At 38.1% G+C, this 17,929-nt stretch carries 18 protein-coding genes; 1 reads left to right on the top strand and 17 read right to left on the bottom strand.

The window, feature by feature from the left end; genetic code table 11:
• Nucleotides 1–4: 4 nt before the first annotated feature.
• From hslV to ACSYTE_RS04305, 11 genes are all read right to left on the bottom strand, one after another.
• Nucleotides 5–547: an HslVU peptidase proteolytic subunit gene (gene hslV, locus ACSYTE_RS04355; protein WP_491716246.1), complete on the bottom strand. Its 543-nt coding sequence runs from the start codon at nucleotides 545–547 to the stop codon at nucleotides 5–7.
• 13 nt (nucleotides 548–560) lie between these two features.
• Nucleotides 561–1,472: a site-specific tyrosine recombinase/integron integrase gene (gene xerA, locus ACSYTE_RS04350; protein ID WP_491716245.1), complete on the bottom strand. Its 912-nt coding sequence runs from the start codon at nucleotides 1,470–1,472 to the stop codon at nucleotides 561–563.
• An 81-nt stretch (nucleotides 1,473–1,553) separates the two neighbouring features.
• A complete protein-coding gene (topA, locus tag ACSYTE_RS04345) occupies nucleotides 1,554–3,659 on the bottom strand; it encodes a type I DNA topoisomerase (RefSeq protein WP_491716244.1) in 2,106 nt (701 codons plus the stop codon).
• Nucleotides 3,660–3,739: 80 nt separating this feature from the next.
• The gene (gene dprA, locus ACSYTE_RS04340) at nucleotides 3,740–4,606 is read right to left on the bottom strand and encodes a DNA-processing protein DprA (RefSeq protein WP_491716243.1); all 867 of its coding nucleotides are present in this window, start codon (nucleotides 4,604–4,606) and stop codon (nucleotides 3,740–3,742) included.
• A gap of 41 nt (nucleotides 4,607–4,647) precedes the next feature.
• Nucleotides 4,648–5,421: a ribonuclease HII gene (gene rnhB / locus ACSYTE_RS04335; RefSeq protein WP_491716242.1), complete on the bottom strand. Its 774-nt coding sequence runs from the start codon at nucleotides 5,419–5,421 to the stop codon at nucleotides 4,648–4,650.
• On the bottom strand, nucleotides 5,411–6,274 hold the full coding sequence (ylqF, locus tag ACSYTE_RS04330) for a ribosome biogenesis GTPase YlqF (RefSeq protein ID WP_491716241.1): 864 nt from the start codon (nucleotides 6,272–6,274) through the stop codon (nucleotides 5,411–5,413). Before ylqF ends, rnhB begins: the two co-directional genes overlap by 11 nt.
• A 16-nt stretch (nucleotides 6,275–6,290) precedes the next feature.
• Nucleotides 6,291–6,512, bottom strand: coding sequence for a YozE family protein (locus tag ACSYTE_RS04325; RefSeq protein WP_491716240.1), 222 nt, complete (start codon nucleotides 6,510–6,512; stop codon nucleotides 6,291–6,293).
• A gap of 17 nt (nucleotides 6,513–6,529) precedes the next feature.
• A complete protein-coding gene (locus ACSYTE_RS04320; protein ID WP_491716239.1) occupies nucleotides 6,530–7,021 on the bottom strand; it encodes a dihydrofolate reductase in 492 nt (163 codons plus the stop codon).
• 14 nt (nucleotides 7,022–7,035) lie between these two features.
• Nucleotides 7,036–7,986 (bottom strand): thymidylate synthase, encoded by a 951-nt coding sequence (locus ACSYTE_RS04315; protein WP_491716238.1) that lies wholly within the window; start codon nucleotides 7,984–7,986, stop codon nucleotides 7,036–7,038.
• 10 nt (nucleotides 7,987–7,996) lie between these two features.
• Nucleotides 7,997–9,892: an ABC-F family ATP-binding cassette domain-containing protein gene (locus ACSYTE_RS04310; protein WP_491716237.1), complete on the bottom strand. Its 1,896-nt coding sequence runs from the start codon at nucleotides 9,890–9,892 to the stop codon at nucleotides 7,997–7,999.
• 18 nt (nucleotides 9,893–9,910) lie between these two features.
• Nucleotides 9,911–11,119, bottom strand: a complete 1,209-nt coding sequence (locus tag ACSYTE_RS04305) for a CCA tRNA nucleotidyltransferase (protein WP_491717293.1) — start codon at nucleotides 11,117–11,119, stop codon at nucleotides 9,911–9,913.
• Between the two features lie 147 nt (nucleotides 11,120–11,266).
• Here ACSYTE_RS04305 and ACSYTE_RS04300 point away from each other — a divergent pair, with 147 nt between their 5' ends.
• Complete coding sequence (locus ACSYTE_RS04300) at nucleotides 11,267–12,094, top strand: phage integrase N-terminal SAM-like domain-containing protein (RefSeq protein ID WP_491716236.1); 828 nt, start codon at nucleotides 11,267–11,269, stop codon at nucleotides 12,092–12,094.
• Here ACSYTE_RS04300 and ACSYTE_RS04295 read toward each other — a convergent pair.
• The 6 genes from ACSYTE_RS04295 to ACSYTE_RS04270 form a co-directional block, all read right to left on the bottom strand.
• The gene (locus ACSYTE_RS04295) at nucleotides 12,091–13,350 is read right to left on the bottom strand and encodes a tetratricopeptide repeat protein (protein WP_491716235.1); all 1,260 of its coding nucleotides are present in this window, start codon (nucleotides 13,348–13,350) and stop codon (nucleotides 12,091–12,093) included. The two genes, ACSYTE_RS04300 and ACSYTE_RS04295, sit on opposite strands and share 4 nt — an antisense overlap.
• 76 nt (nucleotides 13,351–13,426) lie before the next feature.
• Nucleotides 13,427–13,702, bottom strand: a complete 276-nt coding sequence (locus tag ACSYTE_RS04290; RefSeq protein WP_491716234.1) for an HU family DNA-binding protein — start codon at nucleotides 13,700–13,702, stop codon at nucleotides 13,427–13,429.
• A gap of 196 nt (nucleotides 13,703–13,898) precedes the next feature.
• Nucleotides 13,899–15,209, bottom strand: coding sequence for a ribosome biogenesis GTPase Der (gene der / locus ACSYTE_RS04285; protein ID WP_491716233.1), 1,311 nt, complete (start codon nucleotides 15,207–15,209; stop codon nucleotides 13,899–13,901).
• Nucleotides 15,210–15,314: 105 nt separating this feature from the next.
• Complete coding sequence (rpsA, locus tag ACSYTE_RS04280) at nucleotides 15,315–16,556, bottom strand: 30S ribosomal protein S1 (protein ID WP_491716232.1); 1,242 nt, start codon at nucleotides 16,554–16,556, stop codon at nucleotides 15,315–15,317.
• A 68-nt stretch (nucleotides 16,557–16,624) separates the two neighbouring features.
• Nucleotides 16,625–17,308, bottom strand: a complete 684-nt coding sequence (gene cmk, locus ACSYTE_RS04275; protein WP_491716231.1) for a (d)CMP kinase — start codon at nucleotides 17,306–17,308, stop codon at nucleotides 16,625–16,627.
• A 24-nt stretch (nucleotides 17,309–17,332) separates the two neighbouring features.
• Nucleotides 17,333–17,911: a LysM peptidoglycan-binding domain-containing protein gene (locus tag ACSYTE_RS04270; protein WP_491716230.1), complete on the bottom strand. Its 579-nt coding sequence runs from the start codon at nucleotides 17,909–17,911 to the stop codon at nucleotides 17,333–17,335.
• Nucleotides 17,912–17,929: the final 18 nt, after the last annotated feature.

Genomic DNA, 17,929 nt, shown 5'->3' with positions numbered 1-17,929 from the left:
TAGATTATAACTCTTCTGAAATAATGTTTTGATTAGTAAAAATATCAATACTTCCTGCAATATAGATTGAGGCTTCAGCAATTTCCTTTGCACTCATATCTTTTGCATGGTGTTTCATACCTAAAGCGGCTGCTAAAGCAAAGTTACCACCAGATCCAATTGCTAAAATGTCATCGTCGGGTTCAATCACTTCACCAGAACCTGATACTAATAATAAATCCTTACTATCAGCCACGATTAATAACGCTTCTAATTTTTGAAGGGATTGATCACCACGCCACTGTTGCGCTAATTTAACGGCAGCCTGCTTTAAATTGCCACTATATTCTTTAAGCTTAGCTTCAAACTTGGATTCTAGATTAAAAGCATCTGCAACGCTTCCGGCAAATCCAACAGCCACCTTACCATCATAAATTTTGCGAACTTTATGAGCGGTCCCCTTCATAATTACCTTTTCACCCATCGTTACTTGGCCATCTCCAGCCATTGCAATATGCCCGTTATGTCTAACTGCACAAATCGTAGTTGCTTCAAATTTTACTGTCATTACTCATTCTCCTTTAGTCCTTCGATCGTGGGAAGAACTGATTATAATTTTTTAGTAGATTCTCTTTTGTAACATGCGTGTAAATTTGAGTTGTTGAAAGACTGCTATGTCCTAATAACTCTTGAACACTCCTAAGGTCAGCACCATTATTTAGCATATCCGTTGCGAACGTATGTCTAAACATATGCGGATAAATATTACTATTTAGTGAACTATTCTTTAAAATTACATCTAAAATATATTCAACTCCACGAGCGGTCAGTGGATTTCCATAATTGTTAATGAATAGGTTATCATGACTTTTGTTGTATTTTGCCATTAATGGATTCCTGCTTTTACGAATGTATACATTCAAAGCTTGAGCAGTTTCCTTACTAAATGGAACGTAGCGTTGCTTGCCACCCTTTCCAAACACATTCATAATCCGATTATTAAAATCAATTTTAGCAAAGGTCAGATTTACGCATTCGCTTACTCTTAGTCCAGTACTAAATAGTACTTCTAGTATAGCAACATTTCTAGGAATTAAGGCTTCATTTGTTCCATTACGAGCTGATTTAAACAATTCTTTAATCTCGTTTGGATATAAAAATTTAGGGAGCCGATTTTGTTTCTTTTTCAAATGAACATATTCAAACGGCTGGTTTTTAGTGATATCGATTTTAATTAAATAATTATAAAATGATCTTACTGCCGATATTTTTCTTAAAATTGTATTTCTTTCGTCATTTTTATGATTTAAAAAATTTAAGTAATTTTCAACATCGATTTCATTAGCTTTTAACAATGATTGATCGGCCTTACCTGCTGCAATTTTATTGAATTCATTTAAATCAGAAATATACGCGCGAATTGTTTGTTCAGAATATTGTTTTTCAAATTGTAGGTAGTTGATAAACTTTTTTATTAACTCTTTATTTTTCATTTTTTCACCTAGTTAAAGTAAAATAGTACTTTTGACGTTAATCGATAAAAAGAAAAGGCATTACCCTTTTCAGATAATCCCTTATTTTTGGACTGGTTCTTCATAATCACCATTTGGACAAACGACTTGAACCCCGCCCTTAATTTTCTTTTCGACTAAGAAATGCCCATCGCGTGGACAATTGCGGCCAACTGGTTTATCCCAAGTAACAAAATCACATTCTGGATATCTAGAACATCCATAAAAGATCCGATTTTTCTTTGATTTTCTCTCAATTACTTGGCCTTGCTTACACTTCGGACAAACAACCCCAATTTCCTTTACGATCGCCTGCGTATTACGGCAATCTGGGAAGCGTGAACAAGCATAGAATTTACCATAACGGCCCATCTTAACCACCATTGGTGCGCCACAAATTTCACAATTAAAGCCTGCTGGCTCATCTTTGATCTGGACGTTTTCCATTGTCTTTTCAGCATGGTGGACTTCCTTTGAAAAGGGTTCGTAAAATTGATCAACGACATTGACCCAGTTTTGTTTAGCATCTTCAATTTCATCTAATTTAGATTCCAAATCAGCAGTGAAATCAATGTTAATAATATCAGGGAAATATTCCTCGATAATGCCATTAACAATTTCACCTAATTCGGTTGGCTCAAAGCGGCGACCAACGAACTTGACATAATAACGTTTTTGAATCGTCCCTAACGTTGGGGCATAAGTAGATGGGCGTCCAACTCCATTTTCTTCTAATGCCTTGATTAAATTAGCTTCGCTGTAACGTGCAGGTGGTTGGGTAAAATGTTGATCAGGATTCGTTTTAACTAGGTTAACAACATCCCCCTCATTTAAATCAGGAAGGTTATTGTCCTTTTCACGAGTTCCATACACCTTCAAAAAACCGGGAAACTTCAGTTTAGAACCATTAGCACGGAAATTAACCCCGTTTTGTTCTATATCAACGGTCATGGTATCCATTAAAGCAGGTGTCATTTGGCTAGCTAAGAATCGCGACCAAATCAATTGATAAAGCCTAAACTGGTCTTTGTTCAAGTATTCCTTAACGCTATCTGGCGTCCGCATCACAGAAGTCGGTCTAATCGCTTCATGGGCATCTTGGGCACCCTCAGGTAATTTCCCCTTCAACGGCTTATTAGCTGCATATTCAGCTCCATAATTTTCATGAAGAAAAGTAGCGGCTTCATGTTTAGCAATTGCTGAGATTCTAGTTGAATCCGTCCGCATGTAAGTAATCAAACCTTGACTACCATCTTTACCTAAATGAATCCCTTCATACAACTGTTGAGCAGCCATCATTGTCTTACCAGTTCTAAAATTCAACTGCCTATTCGCTACTTGTTGCATCGTACTGGTCGTGAATGGTTGTTGGGGTTGGCGCTTTCTTTCACGGCGCTTGACACTAACGACTTCAAAATCAGCCTTGCTATCAAGTTTTCCTAAAACAGCTTGAACGTCGTTATTATTGTGTAGTTCTGTCTTTTGGCCATCTAAACCGTAAAAACTGGCATTAAATTTAGAGCGTCCCTTTTTGAATTCACTATCAATCGTCCAATATTCTTCAGGAACAAATTTTCTGATTGCTCGTTCCCGATCAATAATTAGCCACAAAGCAATCGATTGGACCCGTCCAGCACTCAAGCCCTTCTTTACTTTTTTCCATAACAATGGTGAGATGGAATAACCCACTAGACGGTCTAATACCCGTCTGGCTTGTTGAGCATCGACTAAGTTCATATCGATACTTCGGGGGTTTTTAAAGGCATCTTTGACGGCATCCTTAGTAATTTCATGAAAGGCGACCCGATTATTATCATTAATATCTAATCCTAATAGATGTGATAAATGCCATGCAATCGATTCTCCTTCGCGGTCAGGGTCAGATGCTAGGTAAATTGCCTTTGCTTTTTTAGCCTCTGAGCGCAGCATCTTAATCGTATCGCCCTTTCCTCGAATCGAAATGTAATGCGGTTCGAAATTATTTTCAATATCGACCCCCATCTTACTCTTAGGCAGATCTCTAATGTGGCCCTTACTTGCAATTACTCGGTAAGTCCGTCCTAAATATTTTTCAATTGTTTTTGCTTTTGCCGGTGATTCGACGATTACTAACTTTTTCTTAACTGTTCTCTTACGTTTCGATGTAGAAGTTTTTGTTTTTATAGTCATTAAATAATCCCTCAATCAAATTATTTATTTTTATTCATTAAATCTCTCACATAATATTGCAGTTAAGGGTTTGTGTCAAATTAAAAATCTTCTAAAATATCTTCAACGGTTAAAATAGGCTTAGCCCCTTCGGCAATTAACTCGTTACAACCGACCGACAGCAAATGGCTGATCGGACCAGGAATTGCCATTACATTGCGGTTATTATGGAGGGCTAAATTAGCGGTAATCAAGCTTCCCGATTTTTTAGCAGCTTCTACGATAATAATATTTTTAATCAACCCAGCAATAATGCGATTTCGTTCAAGGAAGTGATGTTTACGGACGCTCACGCCCAATGGATATTCAGATAGCAATAGGTGTTCATGTGCAATAATTGATTGTAGTTGAACATTGCTTCTGGGGTAACAATAGTCTAGTCCAGTTCCAATCACTGCAATCGTTTTCCCACCATTTTGAATCGTCATTTGATGGCACAGACCATCTACCCCGGTAGCCAAACCAGAAACCGTAACGATTTGATGCCTAACTAATTCGGGAAGTAAAATTCTAAGCGACTGAAAAGAGTAATTGGAGTTCTTGCGACTCCCAACGACCCCCAACAATTGGCAATGCGCAAGTCGGATATCCCCTTGATAAAATAAGACCATTGGTGGAAATGCAGCCTCTTTTAAATTAGGTGGATAATCATCATCCAAAATGGTCGTATACTTACACATTTGTTCGTTTAAAATAATATCTGACTCCAATTGATTACTGAAAAAATGGGCTTTAAATTCAGCCTGTGCGCTTTTTTTAATCTGTGCAATCTCAATGATATCTAAAGCAGATAATTCCATTTTTGAATTCCACTTTTTACTTTTAAGCCATTGATAGACTCGATATTCACCTCTAAAACTAATTCCACGACAGATCCTTAACTTCAGTAATAATCTTCTTGCCTGCATTTATATCAATCCCTTCATTTTAGGAAAGATACGCAATTAAATTATTTTTTGATCATTTTTTTGACTGGTGCAAAACTAATGCGATGAATAGGGGTCACGCCAAACTTTGCTAATGCTGATAAATGCTTTGCCGTTCCGTAACCAGCATTATGGTTAAAATCATATTCAGGATATTGAATCGCATATTGATCCATTAACTGATCTCGATAAACCTTTGCTAAGATACTAGCAGCAGCGACCGAAATACTCTTAGCATCCCCCTTGATTAAACAAATTTGTTCAATTGGCAGATCGATTTGCATCGCATCCACGATAATTCGATCAGGTTGAATGCTTAACTGATTGACAGCTGACTTCATTGCTAATCTCGTTGCCTCGTAGATATTAACGTCATCAATAACAGAATTATCCATAACGCCAATTCCATAAGCTAAGGCTTTTGACTTGATCAAGGGTGCCAATTTTGCACGACGATCTGGCGTCAATTGTTTAGAATCATTTACATCCACTAAGTCAAAATCATGGGGTAAAATGACCGCAGCTGATACTACTGGCCCTGCAAGAGGCCCTCTGCCGACCTCATCCACCCCAGCAATATAATTCAAGCCCCGTTGCCAAAGCGAACGTTCAATTTGGGAGCGTTGCAAAAACGCAGCCATTTGATCTGCGTTTTTTTGCAACTTGCGAATCCGTTGTTTTAAAGCGGTTTGCACGCCTTTTCGCGCATCTTTTGCAATCAACTTTAGCCGTTCATCGTCTAAAGAATCGATCTTAGCTAATCGATGTTTGATTTCATTTACCGTTTCATTTTTCATCAGGTTCAACCAGCTCCATCGAATCAAGAGTAAACCGCCCTAATTTACCCTTTCGCGCATCTTGAATCAAACGCACTGAGGCTCGTTCATAATCGTCTTTCATCCCAATTTGCTTCGTGATCTTTAACAATAGATCAACGTTATTGCTCTCCATATCATCAGCATTCAAACGATAGCGTTTCATTAATTCATTTGTGCGGTACTTCCTGAAGTATTCCAAAGCAAATAATGCAATATCATCACTTGCATATAAATTATCCTTAATCGCACCAGTCAATGCTAATTTATTAGCGATTGATTGATTTTGAAATTTAGGCCATAGGATCCCTGGGGTATCCAAAAGTTCCAAATCCTTACTAGAGCGAAGCCATTGTTGCCCCTTTGTGACCCCTGGTCGGTTTCCTACTTGAGCTGCCCGTTTTTTTACTAAGCGGTTCAACAAGGTCGACTTCCCAACGTTTGGTACTCCGACACAAATTGCTTTAATTGGACGCTCCTTCATTCCTCGTTTTATTTCTGAATCTAATTTAGGCCGTAAGATTTTTAGTGCCGTTTGAGTTACTAATTTATTAGCACCATTTTGTTTGGAATCCACAGCAATTGCAGTATAACCATGTGTATCAAAATATTTAATCCATTGATCAGTAAGGTTATGGTCTGCTAAATCAGCCTTCGTCAAAATCAATAGGTGTGGCTTATCGACCCCAATTCTAGCTACTTCTGGATTCATTGAACTAAAGGGGGCCCTTGCATCGACTAATTCAAAAATAATATCGACTAAGTGCACATTTTCTTCAAATTGGCGAATTGCCTTTGCCATATGTCCTGGAAACCATTGAATATTTACTCCCATTTTTGCACCTCGGTTTCTAATCCCTATAATCCAAAAAGCGACTCCATGCTTCATCGAAAATTGTCATCGATGGAAGATACGAACCATTTTCCTCTAAGTACTTAGAGATTTCATCAAAATCAGCAGTATTTTTCGGAAAAGAGTGATCATGAAAAGCGTTATTAGCGAACTCTGCAATCGGTTCATAACTTTTTGGATTCCGTTCGGTCATTAAATATTGATAAAAGCTTTGTCCCATTAATAGTCATCCTCGCATTATTTCTTTTTGCGGTACGTTTCAAAACGGTATGGATATTGATTACGTTCATCAGCTGGAAAATTGGTATGCTGAATCATTTCAAATCGCGAATAATCAATGGTCGGCATCTTGGTATCCCCATTAATATCTGCTTCAATTACCGTTCGGTACAATACGTCAACTTCGTTAATTAGTGCCTTAAAAATCATCGCTCCCCCAACAACATATACGTCATAATTATGTTGCGAGTAATCAGCCAAAAATGATTCAACATCATTAAATACAACCACACCATCTGGTAATTCACTTGCATGATGACTAGTTAAAACCATGTTAGTCCGATTGGGCAGGGGGCGTCCAAATGATAAAAAGGTCTTCCGCCCTGCCAAAATTTTATGACCAGTCGTTAACGTCTTAAAATGATGCATGTCCGCTGGCATTTGCCAAGGTAATCCACCGTTTTGTCCAATCGTTCCATTCTTTGTTTCTGCCCATACAAATGCAATCATTATCATTCTCCTAATCAAACAGCTACGGGAGCTTTAATTGCTGGATAACTATCATAGTCAATCACCTTGATATCATCCATCCCATAATCAAATATACTTTTTTTAGCTGGGTTCAGCCATAATTTAGGTGCTGGTTTAGGACTTCTCGTCAATTGCTCTTTAACCTGGTCAACATGGTTAGAATAAATGTGAGCATCCCCAAGCGTATGGATAAATTCACCAGGCTCTAACCCCGTTTCTTTTGCGATCAAACATGTCAACAATGCATAACTAGCAATGTTAAATGGAACGCCTAAGAAAATATCCCCACTGCGTTGGTACAGCTGACAACTAAGTTTCCCATCATTAACATAAAACTGAAACATTGTATGACAGGGCGGTAAGGCCATTGTAGGAATGTCTTCAGGATTCCAAGCCGATACGATCATGCGCCTTGAGTCAGGGTGCGTCTTGATCATTTCAATTACGTTTTTAATTTGATCGATTGTTTCTCCCCGACGGGTTTTCCAGTGTCGCCATTGGCTGCCGTAAACATCCCCCAAATTACCATATTTTTGAGCAAATTGATCATCTGACAATATCCGATCACAAAAAAGTTTCTTTTGTTCTTGATAATCCTGATTAAATCGTTCATCAGATAAATGCCGCCGTCCAAAATCAGTCATGTCAGGACCATCATAGTCATCAGATTGAACATATTTAGCAAATGCCCACTCATCCCAAATATGATTATTGTGCGCTAATAAAAATTTAATATTGGTGTCACCATGCAAGAACCAAAGTAACTCGCTCTTAATCAATCCAAATGGGACCCGTTTGGTCGTCAACAGGGGAAAGCCAGCTCCTAAGTCGAAACGCATTTGGTATCCAAAGGTACTGAGCGTTCCAGTCCCAGTTCGATCACCCTTGCGATGACCATGTTCTAATACATAGCGTTCTAAGTTCAAATATGCATCTTCTAGCATTCAAATTCTCCTATTCATCAGCATACTGGCTAAGATACTCCCAGCGCTGCATTTTTTCTTCTGCTTCTTTTTGAACTGCATTGAGTTGCTTTTGTAGCTTTGCTAATTTTTCAAAGTTATCACTATTGTCAACCATTGCTTGTTCAATATTGGATTGTTGTTCATCTAAATCATCAATCTCAGCTTCAATTTGATCGTATTCGATTTTTTCAGCATAGGTCAACTTAACCTTCTCTTTTTTAGCTGATTTATCTGCTGATGGCTGTTTATTATTTTTATCAGTTTGCTTATTGAGCGTCTTAGCATCCGTAACCCGTTGTGAAAGATAATCGGTAAATTGACCAAAGTGTTCTTCGATTTTACCATTGCCATCAAAGAATAAAAGTCGATTAGCGGTCTTATCTAAGAAATAACGGTCATGCGATACCGTAATCACGGTCCCACTAAAGTGTTCAATATAGTCTTCCAATACCGTCAAAGTACTTATATCTAAATCGTTAGTTGGTTCGTCTAATAACAAAACATTGGGCTGTTGCATCAATAATTTTAAAAGGTATAAGCGCCGTTTTTCACCACCGGATAGCTTTCGAATCAAGGTGCCGTGCATGAACCGTGGAAATAAGAACTGTTCCAATAATTCGGTAATGCTAAGTTCATTTCCCTGATTATCAGTAACGTGTTGCCCAACATCGCTCAGGTAGTTAATAACCCGCTTGTCGCCTGGAATCGGTTCGGTTTGTTGAGTATAATAGGCCATCTTAACCGTTTCACCAATCGTAACGACTCCTGAATCTAATGGGATGCGACCAGCAATTACATTTAACAATGAAGACTTACCTGCTCCATTTTCACCACTGATCCCAATTCGCTCGTTGCCTTGTACTAACATATTAAAGTCATTCAAAATCACCTTGCCGCCCAATTTCAAATCAGCATGTTCAATGTTAATGACTTTTTTACCAAGCCGTTTTTGCCCCAATGAAATATCGACATCTTGATCCAATTGTAAATGATTAATATTATCCTTAATGTCATTAAATCGATTGATTCGTGCCTGTTGTTTAGTAGAACGTGCTTTGGCGCCCTTCTTCATCCACGCTAGTTCCTGTTTGTAGAGTCGTTGCTGTTTATGTTCGGCACTTACAGCTCGATCGACCCGTGCTGCTTTTTGTTGAACATAGTCTTGATAATTACCCTGATATGCATATAGCTCACCAAATGAAAGCTCCCAAATATTATTTACAACGCGGTCCAAGAAGTAACGATCATGAGTTACTAACAACAACGACCCTTTGTACTTAGCAAGATATTCTTGAAGCCATTCGATCGAATCAAAATCTAAGTGGTTGGTAGGTTCGTCCATTAACAATAAATCTGGTGATTGAATCAATACCTGGGCCAATGCAACCCGACGCTTTTGTCCTCCTGAAAGGCTAGCCACCTTTTGCTGCATGTCAGTAATTTTTAGTTGGGTCAAAATCGTTTTTACATCACTTTCGGCATTCCAAGCATCTTCTTCATTCATTTTAGCTTCCGCATCTAAATATTGCTTTTGGACCTTAGGATCTTCGGGATTAAATGAATAACGATCCAAAACTTCTTCATAGTGACGGATCGTTTCAAAGACCGCCTGGGTCCCACTAAAAACTGCATCCAAAACCGTTAGATCATCATCTAATTCCGGATGTTGTCTTAAATACCCAATTGTATAGGATTTAGAAGTAATGATCGTTCCACTAGAATCAGTATCAACTCCTGATAATACGTTCAATAAAGAAGTTTTACCACTTCCGTTCGTTCCAATTAAACCAATTCGATCATGTTCGTTAATGATAAAATCAAGCGACTTAAAAAGGGTCTTTTCGCCATATGTTTTAGTTAGGTTTTCTGCTCTTAGCGTTTGCATTCAATAAACACCCCTTCATTATTTTTTTAAAAGTAATCGTGCATGCTCTAACAACGTTGGACCATCATTTGGTAATTCACCATTGATCACCGATGTTTGGAGCTGTTTTAAAAGCTTCCCTAATGCTGGGCCAGGTTTAACGACCCCTGCTTTAATTAATTGACCGCCGTTAATTGCTAGTTCATGGACATCTTTAATTGGTAGTTCATCAAAGCGATAAAATAACTCAGTTGCATCCACTGGGGTTCCAAAGGCACGAACAACAACGACCACGTCCATTAACAATGTGCGTCCCGTATGAAATAAAGCCATCGCATCTAGTTGATTCCTTTGAATTGCATTTGTCGCCATGACAATTTTTTGGGTCGCTTCAATCACTTGGTTCGAAGCCTTCCACTTTTTTAAGATTGTACTAATCTGTGAGTGATTTAATTTAAATGCCACCCCCAATAGTCCCCAAACTTGATTCTCGTTCGAAAGCTTAAAGGGCGGTAATTCAATTATTCGTTCGACAGCTGGTAAGTATTCGTTAAATACAGGAACATAGTCGATCATTTTCGTATTAACCATGTCACTTAATCCTAGTTGTGGCTTGTAACCCATCATCATCTTGACGAATTCAGTATAAATACGCTCAATTGCAATTTTTGAAAGCAAGTAACTATGCTTTGTAATTGCCTGCATCGTACCATGATCAATACTAAAGTCTAGCTTACTGGCAAAGCGGACTGCTCGCATCATTCTCAGGGCATCTTCGTTAAAGCGCGTGTTAGCATCCCCAACTGCCCGAATCAAATGATTCTTCAAGTCAGTTAAACCATTGAACAAATCAATCACCGTTCCATCTTCCTTCATTGCAAGTGCATTGATTGTAAAATCACGTCGCTTTAGATCTTCGGATAACGAGCGGATGAAGGTAACTTTATCGGGTCTTCGATAATCTTGATAGCCAGATTCTGTCCGAAAGGTGGTTACTTCGTATCCATTTCCATGGTCCAATACCATCACAGTACCATGCTCAATGCCTGTATCAACGGTCCGTTTAAATAGGGCCTTGATTTCAGCTGGATAAGCACTGGAAGCAATATCGACATCGTGAATTGGTAACCCTAAAATAGTATCACGAACGCTCCCTCCAACAAAATAGGCTTCATATCCTGCAGCTTCGATCGTCTGTAAAATCGGTCTTGCTTTTTCAAATTCATGCGGTAAGTTTTGAATTTTCATTTTTACGCCCCATTCTAAATTACTACTATTAATGTTACCAAATTTCATCAGTTATTTGTTAGCAATTTGGTTGATTTTGGATTTAATTATGGTATTATTTATTTAAGATAAGTTAATGTAAAAATGTACAAGTGAGGAGGCCCCTTCATGACCGTTAATAATTACCCCTACCAAAATAATTTTGAAACATACTTACATCAAATTCCACTAGCCCAGATTACGATCGATGAATACTCATCGACTTTAATCGACCTATTTGAATATCTGTCTAATTTTAACCATGGGTACCAAAAAGATCATCGGGTTAGTCAACTATTCGATCGTGATATTCAACAGTATATGAACATGTTATTGACTGAAAGAAATATTACTAACACGACCTACAATAAAGTTCTATCGCACTTAAATATCTATTTTAAGTACCTCTTTACGCAAGAACTCACCCAAAAATTACCGACACTGAACCTAAAGGGAAAGGAACGCAAGACGCCTGCATCAGTTTCAGTTAAGTGGCTAAAAGAACTGCCTAATATCATTGCAGATGACAGCATCCATATCTACACTCGTTTAGTATTATTACTGATCAGTAAGGGTTATAACTTAAAAGAGTTCCTGCAACCTAATTTTTACCGTGAATTTGAACAAATCAAATGGCAACCTAACGAACAACAATTTATTGATAAATTTAATAATTTTATTCAACCAATTCAATTGCGCCAATCCAGTCCTGATATTTTTTTAAAACAGCGTTTTGCTGGGGACCCCCACATTACACTTCAAGGAATTCATAAGTATTTAAAACCAGATGAACAAAAAATTGGGATGCAGTTGAAGCCATCCCAATTGTTCCAAAGTTATGTTGTTGATTATATTTTAAAGCATCCTAGATTATCAGATCCCGACTTGTCAGAAAAGCTACGACTAGACATGGTCTCGATCCTATACTATCGCAAGTTGATTCATAATTTAGACTAATGATATTCATTCAATATTTGATCCATTTCATCATCAGTGGGTTCTAATTCTAAATATTTTTTCAAGAGCGGCAACATCGTATCGTTTTTACCAATTGAACGATAGAATAATGCTGCTTCCTTTAAAAAGTCAGGGTTATCAGAAAACGATTTAGCGGCCTGTTCGTAAAAATTAGTTGCTTGAGCAAGCTCGTCTATTTCAGAATATGAAGTTGCCAAATTCCATGCTAATTGAGGATCAATAGCATGGGTTTCTAAATACTGTTTTAAAAACGAAATATTGGCTTCATATTCTTCTTCTTGAACTAATAGGTTTGATAACTTGATCGTGAGATTCAAATCATCTGGGGCAATCTCATGACCACGACGATAATAATGCTCAGCTTGCTCGATTTCACCTAATTTCAGGGCTAAATCACCCGTCTTAGTCCACAGTGATTCATTATACTCATCGACTCCTAAACCTTCTTGAAAGACCTTTAAAGCATCTTTTTCTTTATGCATTTTTTCCAATGCTTCTCCTAAGTATGGATAAAGCGTCTGATAATCATGGTCACTATCACGAAGGTCCTCAAAAATCGCTACTGCTTTGCGGTAATCTTTCAGCTGCAAATAGGTAAAGGCGGTTTCAAATTTAACATCTGAGGTCATATTAATTAACTTGATCTGTTTTAAATAGCCAATTGCATGCCCAAACCTACCTGCATTGGCATATGCCAATCCAATTCGTTCCACTAAGTTCACAGAAGATAGTTCAGTAATCCCCTTTTTAATTAAATGCAAATAAAGGGGGATTGCCTTATCGAACTCGCGAGTTGAAAAGTATAGTTCGGCTAATGCAAAATTAATTATGTCCTCATCAGGAGCGATTTGTTTAGCCATCAATAATTTTTGCTTACTGACCTCAAATAAGCCTTGGGTCTGATATAAATCTGCTGCGATCATTAGTGATTGCACATAGCTATCCGAATTGGGATTAATTTCACTTAAGTATGAAAGAGCTAGGTCATTTTGATCTTCGCTAATTGCAATTTCTGCTAAGTTAGCGCGTAATTCATCAGCATCGGGGTATTTGTTTAGCAGTTGATGATAAATTTGCTTAGCTTGACTCAAAAAACCGAGTGAGTATAATTCCTCTGCTAATGAGAATAACAGGTCATCATCGTCTTTTTTTAAAGCTAACTGGAATTGTTCATCAAACTCATCTAACTTGCCAGCTTCTAAAAAATCCAATGCCTTTTGTGAGTAGCTATTCATGTTGCTTCCTCCTAAAATGATTCAATAAAAAAAGCCAGTCCGACATTCGTCGCACTGGCTTTTTTAAAAAATACAATTATTTAACTGCATCCTTTAAAGCCTTACCTGGTTTGAAAGCTGGAACCTTGCTTGCAGGAATTTGAATTTCTGCACCAGTTTGTGGGTTACGACCCTTACGAGCTGCACGTTCACGAACTTCAAAGTTACCAAAACCGATCAATTGAACTTTTTCACCATCTGATAGGTGGCTTTCAATTGAGTTGAATACTGCATCTACAGCTGCAGTAGCATCCTTTTTAGTTAAACCAGTCTTTTCTGCGACATCGCTAACTAATTCTGCCTTGTTTGCCATTGAGATTCACCTCCTAAATAATTAGGAACTTTTTGATCAGTACCATGATACTGAACTTAATCATTATACCATGAAAACGACCCAAAGTTCTAGGCACACCAAGGGGCACCTTTACTTTATCCAAAATATCACAAACCAATCTTAAGTGCAATCATTTTATACATATAAATACTGGCTTTGCGCCCATTATTCAGTTTTACTTTCGATGGCGACTCAAAATCTTGATCGGAGTCCCCGTAAAATCAAAATGAGCCCGAATTTGGTTCTCTAAATATCTTTGGTATGAAAAATGCATCAACTCTGGATCATTGACAAAAACAACAATGGTCGGTGGTGCAACTGCTACTTGAGTAGCATAATAAATCCGTAAACGCCGCGATTTGACCGTCGGTGTTGGAGTCATTGCAATTGCATCAGAAATAACCTGGTTCAAAGCAGAAGAACTAATTCGCTGTTTATGATTAGTATTAACCTTTTCAATCAAAGCAGGGATTTGGTTCAATCGCTGATGGGTCAATGCTGACACAAAAATAATGGGTGCATAGCTAAGGTATCGAAATTCAGTTCTGAATGCAATTTCAAAATCGTGTTGACTATGGGTGTTCTTCTTGATCGTATCCCACTTATTAACAACTACTATGATTGCTCGACCAGCATCATGGGCATATCCAGCAATCCGTTTGTCTTGCTCCCGAATCCCCTCTTCTGCATTGATCACCATTAAAACAACATCGCTATCATCAATTGCTTTCATTGCCCGCATTACACTATAGCGTTCAGTATTTTCATACACCTTACCACGTTTGCGCAATCCAGCTGTATCAACCATCGTAAATAGCTGATCTTGATATTCAAAAGTGGTGTTGATCGCATCACGAGTAGTCCCTGCAACGTCTGAAACAATCACCCGATTTTCTCCTAAAATAGAGTTGACTAGCGATGATTTCCCAACGTTAGGCCGACCAATCAAACTAAAGCGAATTGAATCGATATCCTCCGTATCGCTTTCTGATGGGAAGTGTTTAGCCACTTCATCTAATAAATCACCTAAGCCAATTCCATGGGCGCCAGAAATAGCGTATGGTTCACCAAACCCTAGTGAATAAAAATCATAGATATTCATCCGTAGTTCTTGATTATCGACCTTGTTGACTGCTAATACGACTGGTTTTTTAGAACGGTATAAAATTTTTGCAACCCGTTCATCAGCACTAGTGACCCCTTCTTTACCATTGACCATAAATATAATTACGTCAGCTTCGTCGATCGCCACTTCAGCTTGTGCGGTAATTTGCTTTAGGAATGGTTCATCACCAATGTCGATTCCACCGGTATCAATAATATTAAAGTATTGATTTAACCATTCTGCATGGGCATAAATTCGATCCCTAGTAACACCAGGGGTATCTTCAACGATTGAGATCCGATCCCCAGCAATTCGATTAAAAATGGTTGATTTCCCGACGTTCGGCCGACCCACAATTGCTACTGTTGGTTGTTGTGCCATATTTTAAGCCTCCTTTGAGCTAATCATTATAAACAAAAAATTATCCTTCAAATAAATTGAAGGATAATTTTAATAATATTGTCATGAAATATTATCTGGTACTAATTATTTATCGTCTTCATCTTTGTTTAAAGCCTTACCAACGATATCACCTAAAGTGAAACCACTTTCTTCTTCTGGTGCATCCTTGATAGAATTATCATTAACTGGCTTTCTGCTTGGACGACGCTTGTTACCTTCACCTTCAGCATGTTCAGGTTCTGGTTCAAGAGCACGCATTGACAATGCAAGACGGTGGTTTTCTGGTTGAACGTCTAAGACCTTAACTTCAACCTTTTGGCCAACCTTCAAAACATCACCTGGAGTAGCAACGTGCTTGTGTGAAATTTGTGAAATGTGAACTAACCCTTCAACACCTGGGAATACTTCAACAAATGCACCGAATTCAACTAAGCGCTTAACAGTTCCTTCAAGTACACTGCCCTTTGGAGCCTTGCTTTCGATATCATCCCATGGTTGTGGTTGAGTTTGCTTGATTGAAAGTGCAATTCTGTTCCGATCTTCATCAACAGAAAGAACCTTCACCTTAACTTCTTCACCGACTTTAAGAACATCGCTTGGCTTTGCAACCCGTTCGTATGAAATTTCAGAAACGTGAACAAGTCCATCAATGCCACCTAAGTCAACAAAGGCACCAAAATCAGTTAAACGAGCAACTTTACCTTCAACAACTTCACCGACGGTAAGCTTATCCATAACTTTTTCACGGGCTTCTTTTCTTTCCGCTTCAACAATTTCACGGTGAGAAAGAATTAAACGGTTTTCAGCTGGAATAACTTCAACTACTTTACATTCGAATTCTTGACCCTTAAATTGGTTCAATTTTTCAACAAAGTGATCAGTAATCATTGAAGCAGGAATAAAGCCACGAACGCCATCAGCGTCAACAACTAAACCACCACGGACAACTCGGCTAACGGTAACGTTAACAGTTTCGCCCTTGTCAGCTTTTTCCTTGATTTCATCCCAAACCTTGAGACTTTCCAATTTCTTGATTGATAATAAGTAACTTCCGCCTTCCTTATCATCACCAATTTTAGAAATTACAACTACCTTAACCTTGTCTCCAACTTTAAATTCATCTTTAACATTTTCGATTGGTTTTGCAGAAAGTTCGCGACGTGGGATAACCCCTTCAACACCAGAGTTTTCGATTCCGACAAAAACTTGACCGCTTTCGTCAATATCTAAAACTTCACCATTAACAACGTCTCCAACTTTTACTTCTTGTACGCTATTCAAAGCGTTTAATAAATCCTTATTTGTATTTTCGTTAGTTTCACTCATAAAAATACTTCCTCCTTGCGACAACAACTAACTGTAGTTTAACCTAATTTATAAATAATTGCTAGTAATTAGTTATTATTCAACATATTTTTCATTAATTTACTAATTTCAGCTACCACATCTTGAATCGACATGCTAGTGGTATTAATTTCAATTGCATCGGCAGCCTTTACTAAGGGCGATACTTTCCGATGTGAATCCTTATAGTCACGGGTCTCAATTTCAGCCTCTAGCTCTTTTAAAGGGGTGTGAATTCCCTTTTCAGCATTGTCCTTAAACCTTCGTTCAGCACGTTCGGCTACACTCGCAACTAAAAATATTTTTAAATCTGCGTTTGGCAAGACCGTAGTTCCAATATCACGGCCATCCATCACAACGCCACCGTTACTAGCGATATTACGTTGCTGATCGACTAAGTTTTTACGAACGCCAGGTAAAGCAGCTACTGTGGAAACAGAATTAGTAACCTTTTCAGAACGAATTTCATTAGTCACATCTTGATGATCTAAAAAAACAATTTGCTGCGGATGCCCTGGTTTAAAATCAATTGTTGTATCGTTTAAAACCGCTACGATCTTAGGTTCATCATCTAATGCAATCCCCTCTTGAATGACCTTCAATGTAATCGATCGATACATCGCCCCGGTATCGCAGTAAACATATCCAAATTGTTTAGCAATCAACTTAGCAACGGTGCTTTTACCAGCAGAAGCTGGTCCATCAATTGCAACTTGTAACTTTTTTATACTCAAAGTAAATCAATTCCCCAATCAATATTATTTAACCCGTAGCTTTTGGCCAGGATGAATTTGCGAAGCACTACTCAATCCGTTCAGCTCCAAAAGTTGCTGTTCAGAAATTCCAGCATTGGTAGCAACCCGATACAACCCTTGACCTGCTTGAACAGTTACATAATCACCACTAGCGCTACTATTTGATGAACTACTACTATCCGTTTTGCTACTTTGTTTAGATTTAGACTCAGAAGATTGTTTTGCCTTTTCAATACTACTAGATTTAGCACTTTCAGAACTTGCTTTTTCAGTCCTTGTACTAGCTTTTTTAGAGCTATTTTCCTTTGTAGCGCTTTTTTCCTTGCTAGTACTTACTGATTGAACCTTAGTGCTTGCAATACTGGAACTGCTACTGTCAGTTCCACCTGTACTCTTCATGACCCCAAAAAGCAATGCAAATGCCATAATTAAAACAATTGCACTAATTAAAATAATTGAGATTAAACTATTACTTTTGTTTTGCTTGCGCAATTTCGTTCTTGATAGGTTCCCTTCATCATCCGTTGCATCATCGAACGTTTGGTTCCAGGGTTCCTTATCATTTTGGTTTTTATCCTTCATAGCGACCTCCTCTAAAAT

The organism is Nicoliella sp. ESL1120, from assembly GCF_058508515.1.
The sequence above is the reverse complement of the archived record's forward strand: the minus strand, read 5'-3'. Positions and strand labels throughout refer to the sequence as shown.